Source organism: Nostoc sp. CHAB 5836, from assembly GCF_020829445.1.
Lineage (GTDB): Bacteria > Cyanobacteriota > Cyanobacteriia > Cyanobacteriales > Nostocaceae > Nostoc.
The window spans coordinates 1-4,723 of the sequence record NZ_JAIVFV010000290.1 but is presented as its reverse complement, the minus strand read 5'-3'; the positions used below and the strand labels follow the sequence as shown (position 1 = coordinate 4,723).

At 42.9% G+C, this 4,723-nt stretch carries 4 protein-coding genes and 1 pseudogene; 4 read left to right on the top strand and 1 reads right to left on the bottom strand.

Features of this window, described 5'->3' with window-relative positions:
• Window positions 1–410 precede the first annotated feature (410 nt).
• The 3 genes from LC605_RS30985 (at window position 411) to LC605_RS30975 (ending at window position 3,615) form a co-directional block, all read left to right on the top strand.
• Entirely contained in the window at window positions 411–824 is a 414-nt protein-coding gene (locus LC605_RS30985; RefSeq protein WP_229551242.1) for a hypothetical protein, read from the top strand.
• Window positions 825–976: 152 nt separating this feature from the next.
• Window positions 977–1,135 (top strand): hypothetical protein, encoded by a 159-nt coding sequence (locus LC605_RS30980; RefSeq protein ID WP_229551241.1) that lies wholly within the window; start codon window positions 977–979, stop codon window positions 1,133–1,135.
• The gene (locus LC605_RS30975; RefSeq protein ID WP_229551240.1) at window positions 1,132–3,615 is read left to right on the top strand and encodes a DnaB-like helicase N-terminal domain-containing protein; all 2,484 of its coding nucleotides are present in this window, start codon (window positions 1,132–1,134) and stop codon (window positions 3,613–3,615) included. The genes LC605_RS30980 and LC605_RS30975 overlap by 4 nt, the downstream gene beginning before the upstream one ends.
• Here LC605_RS30975 and LC605_RS30970 read toward each other — a convergent pair whose 3' ends face one another.
• Complete coding sequence (locus LC605_RS30970) at window positions 3,616–3,972, bottom strand: hypothetical protein (RefSeq protein WP_229551239.1); 357 nt, start codon at window positions 3,970–3,972, stop codon at window positions 3,616–3,618.
• Between the two features lie 102 nt (window positions 3,973–4,074).
• Between LC605_RS30970 and LC605_RS30965 the strand changes: the two are divergent.
• A pseudogene (locus LC605_RS30965) lies at window positions 4,075–4,723 on the top strand (hypothetical protein); the annotation flags it as partial.

The following is a 4,723-nucleotide window of genomic DNA, read 5'->3' as shown; positions in this document are numbered from 1 at the left end:
AGCGCTAGAAAGATTAGGCAATTTAACCCGATCGCCTGGGTGCGGTTAAAGTTCTGCTCGATGTGGGTGATGATGTCAGTTGGTTCTATGTCTGTTAAGCTGTTGGTCATTTAATTTCCTTTCAGGTGATTTTTGCGATCGTCTTTGGGAGGCGATCGCCTTTTTACTGCTAACCCCGCGACGCTACAACTTACGGGTGGATGCAGTTATCGGTTGTCGGTTTCCCCCTAGCAGGTCTTTGGTATTTGCTCAGTGCTGGCAGGCTGCTATCTCTGCCTGGTTTGGGGTGGTATAACTTAGTTTATTTCATATATAACTATTGCTAGTATATAATATGAATGAAACCTGTCAAGCATTTCGTTCATATATAAAGAAAGGTTTTATTCATACAATAAAATGAGGGTATTGTTGTGGTGTATGTAAATGGCGAGACCCAAGAAACTAGCAGAAGACTCAATGCGGGCAACATTTCTAATCAGTCAGAAGGACTGGGAGGACTTCAGGCTTCAAGCCGAATCGATGGGAATGAACCGTTCGGATCTAATCAGGCTAATAGCTCAAAGGAAAATTCCTCTGGGCGAACAAACAAATACAGAGATACTCCTCCTGGGAAAATCCTAGAGCGACTCAAATTGATCGAGGGTAGATATCTATCTCATCTCAAGAAACTTGAACAGCAATTAGAATGCAAGCTAGACGAAACTAAAGGTGAAGAGGAAAGCTTTAAAGTAGCTATCCAAGAACTTGAGAAAGAAATTTACAACTTGGTATCCAGCCCAGAGACATTAGAGTCGCCTAACGGAAACAACAAACACAACCAATAAAGCCGTTTACCTATGCAGGTAGACGGCTTTATTCGTGGCGATATCGGCTCACTTAAAACCGGAGTGCGTAGCTTGCCGCCGCAGGCATCGCCACGAAGATTAGATTGTTAAAAGTACCAACAATGTTTGAATAGTAACAAGGAGAATAAATTATGACACGCAAAAAAAAAAAATTCACCAACTTAGAACTTGGTGAACCAAAATCAATGAAAAAAAACTTAAAAAGATTAGGCAATAGAATAGCCTTTTCTTTCCCATATTCTACCACATCAAATAACTCAAGCCTAGTTAATCGGGGGACAGAAAAATGATAGCAGTCCCTTATACCTTCACTGAAGAACTGAGCTTTGAACCTGATAACAACCGGACATTACCATACAACATCGAAGCAGAAATATACGTGCTTGGTATGATAATGGACAATCCGAACGCAATGAGTCGAATTGCAGACAGATTAAGACCAGAGCATTTTTATGTCGGGGCATACAAAGATATCTACCAAGCCTGTCTCAAACTTTACAAGAAACGTCAGCCAATAGACATACTTCATGTTGCTAGTTGGCTGTCAGACCATAATTTATTAGGCAAAATAGGCGGCAGAAGCACACTAGCGAATATTGCAACAACAACACTAGATAACACTCTCAACATCATGGTCAGCGGAGCTACCATTGATAGTTTAACCGCCAAAATCACCACAGCTGCCGCACGCAGAAATTCAATTAAGACGCTTAATAAAGTTATAAGTTTAGCCTATGATACTCAGACAGAATGGACAGATGTTTGTATAACACTTGAGAACGAAGTCGAGAAAATAATCTCAGCACCTATAGCGCCAACAAAAGAAGAAAATCAACTGTGGCACTACAACCAGCTAATCAAAGAACTGGAAAACATTTACCTCAAAACGCCTAATCCTGGTCTGAAACTATACAAGCTTCAAGAATTAGCTAATGCCAGCCCTGGCAGAAGAGTTAAAGACCTCGAAGACCTTTATATGAAATATTTGTGCGCCACAGTTGAGCCACGTAAAAGTTTAGATGAGCTTGAAGAGGAAGTAGGCACACAGGGAAGAAAATGGCTTTTAGGAGGAATGCTCCCACAGGCAACCACAGCACTGGTAATCGCCGATGGTGGCATTGGTAAAACCAAATTTCTTTACGACTTACTGTACTGCATAGCCGAGGGTAAAAACTGGAATGGCTTTCCTGCCACTGCCGATCGCCGCCGCGTTCTGATCTACCAAGGTGACGAATCAAAACACGATATGCTTCAAGCTCTAAATAAGCGTGGGTTTAAACCAGGCACTGAAGTTCGTCAAAATACAGAGGTCAGGTTTGGTTGGAACACAGACGCTATGTCTATCCTTTACCAAGACGCTGATGAATTTAAACCGGACGTCATCATGATTGACTCCCTAACCTTCGCCCAGCGTTACTCAATTTACGACGAGAATAAAACAGAATATTCCCGCGCGGTTTTAGAGCTAAACAAATTCGCGGCAGAAACCGGGATAACCGTAGTCATCATTCACCACACCAACAGAAACGGAGGGTCTAGGGGGACGACAGCTGTTAGAAACGCCGCCTCCGAAGTGATCAAATTGGAGAAAGACCCCAACCCCAGCGCCAATCCGCAAGAGAAAATTCTCACGATTGAGAAATCGCGATCGCGCCGATTCCCCGCAAGCTATCGCCTATTCTTCAACGAAGAGGATTTCAGCTTCTCCTTATTAGAAGAAGTGGGTCAAGAATTGGGTTCTCCAGACAACTCTACCAAAGACCGGATCATCAAATTTTTACAAGAAAACGCCAACAAGAAATTTGAAGCTGAGGAAGTAGCTCACTACATCGGAACTACCTCCGGTAACGCCAGACGCTGCTTATCGCAATTAGCTAGGGACGGGCTTGTAAGCCTTGATGAGAGAAGCTTTAGCGGGACAAAGAAACTGTATTACATCAGCCGGGAGTCCGAAAATTGTAGTACAGAAAGTTCGTTACCAAGCGTAACAATAACACCATCTACGCGGATCACCTCTGAAAGTGACTCAAACGCTTACCAGTCAGACTCCAACAGCGAAACCGAAAACGTGTATAAAAACAATGGATCACCTGTGATCACCTCTATGATCACCTTGGATGATCACCTTACCAACCACAATACCAACCATTGTCCAGAGAGTATTTCAGCCAAAAACTCCTCAGAGAATTCTGAAGGTGATCATCTAAGTACATCAGAAAATGCAGTTTTAGCAAATCCCGAATTAGAAAAAAAAGTCAGCATCAATGATGATCACCTGATCACCTTTGGCGGAAACGTAGAGACAGCAAGCAATCCAGCAGGTGATCCGGTAAGGCGATCGCAAGGTGATCACGAGGTGATCCAAGGCGATCGCGATCGCCTCGATGACAACAGCAACGTACTACAAACCCTGCCCCCCTCTCCCCTGAAACGAGCAGATTTTGAGGAAAAGGGTATTTACTGGTTGGCGCGACTCAATATACAAGTAATGGTGTGGAAGCTTTTTAAATCCCTGCCATTCGCCGAAGTCTACCAAGCTGAGAATCCTATAGATAAGATTCGGGTCAACTTGTCTGAACTTTACCCTCTGCCAGAATTCAAGGTTGGTGAAGAGGTGGCAGTCTTGGGTGAACACAAAAAATTCATTGACAGAGTATTTACAATTAGCGCTGTTCACCCAGGTGGTATCTGGATTCACGGGAAAACCAGGGTAGGCACTGAAAGTTATGGCCCCTTCGAGCCAAGTCAACTTAGAAAATTGAGCGGCTAATTATAATCCCCCAGAGTGCGATCGACAAGTATCGCCGATGCCCAAAGTGGCTGGATTCTCCTGCACCAGCGTTTGAAATTTTCGGAGTTCGTCCCAGGCGCGGGTGCTGGTGTCGAGTTGCTTTGAGTTCTGGTTAGGGTGGTAATTGAGGCGTTTGTATTCAATATAACCCTCAATTGCATCAAGAATGATTTCGGCTGTATTGCCGTGTGATACGGCAATGCCAGCATCTAGAGCTTTGGCATATTCCATAATTTCATCAGCTAGGGCAACTGGTACTCTGATCGTTTTAAATTCCCTGCTGCGCCAGACGCTACCTTGTCCCCAAGTGGTACGAGTCCGCCCTCCTTTACTCATCTCAAAATCCCCGTATTGCCGTGTGATATGGCAATCGTAGTATAAAGACATAAAAAAAGCGATCGCAAAAATATCGAGTTTTTTGTAAATGAATAATTAGTTATGGTAGTTTCTCAACAAATATCTCCTAGTGCATTGAGGTCTTATAAACTTTCAAAATACGCTAATGGACAGCCCGGTAAAATGTTACTTGAAGCTAAAAGGGTCAAGCGTGTAACTTCTCAATTTATGACCAAAAGCGGAGCTAAAGAAGCCGCTAAAAGAATGAAAGCGCTCAAGCGCACTGCTGCTAATGCAAAAAAGATTGCAGATGCAACGAAGAAAGCAACTGACCTAACCGAAAAAATACAAACTGCACTTTTTAAAAATGTCCCAGGTAGTGCCGTCTTAGATAAAGCCTCTCGTGTTGGCGGCATTCTTAGGATTCTTGCAGCAATTGGAGCAGTAGCAATTCTCAAGCTGAATGAATTCGTCAGTAGCCGCACTTTCGACAATTTAGATTCAATTAGCAACGATTTAACAAAAACTAACCAACTAGCAGTACAAGCTGGATTAAAATTAAAAACTATTGATAGTAAAATTCAAAAGTTTGAGCGGGAATTAGACACTAACGCCAAAGATTATTACCGATTAAATAAACAACAAGAAATTCTCGAAGTCAGCACCGCTTTGGGTGTTGAATTTGAAATTGCAACTGTGCAAGTAGATTTTGGAGAAATAGAAGCAGTTAAAAAAAGTGTGGAAGATCGGA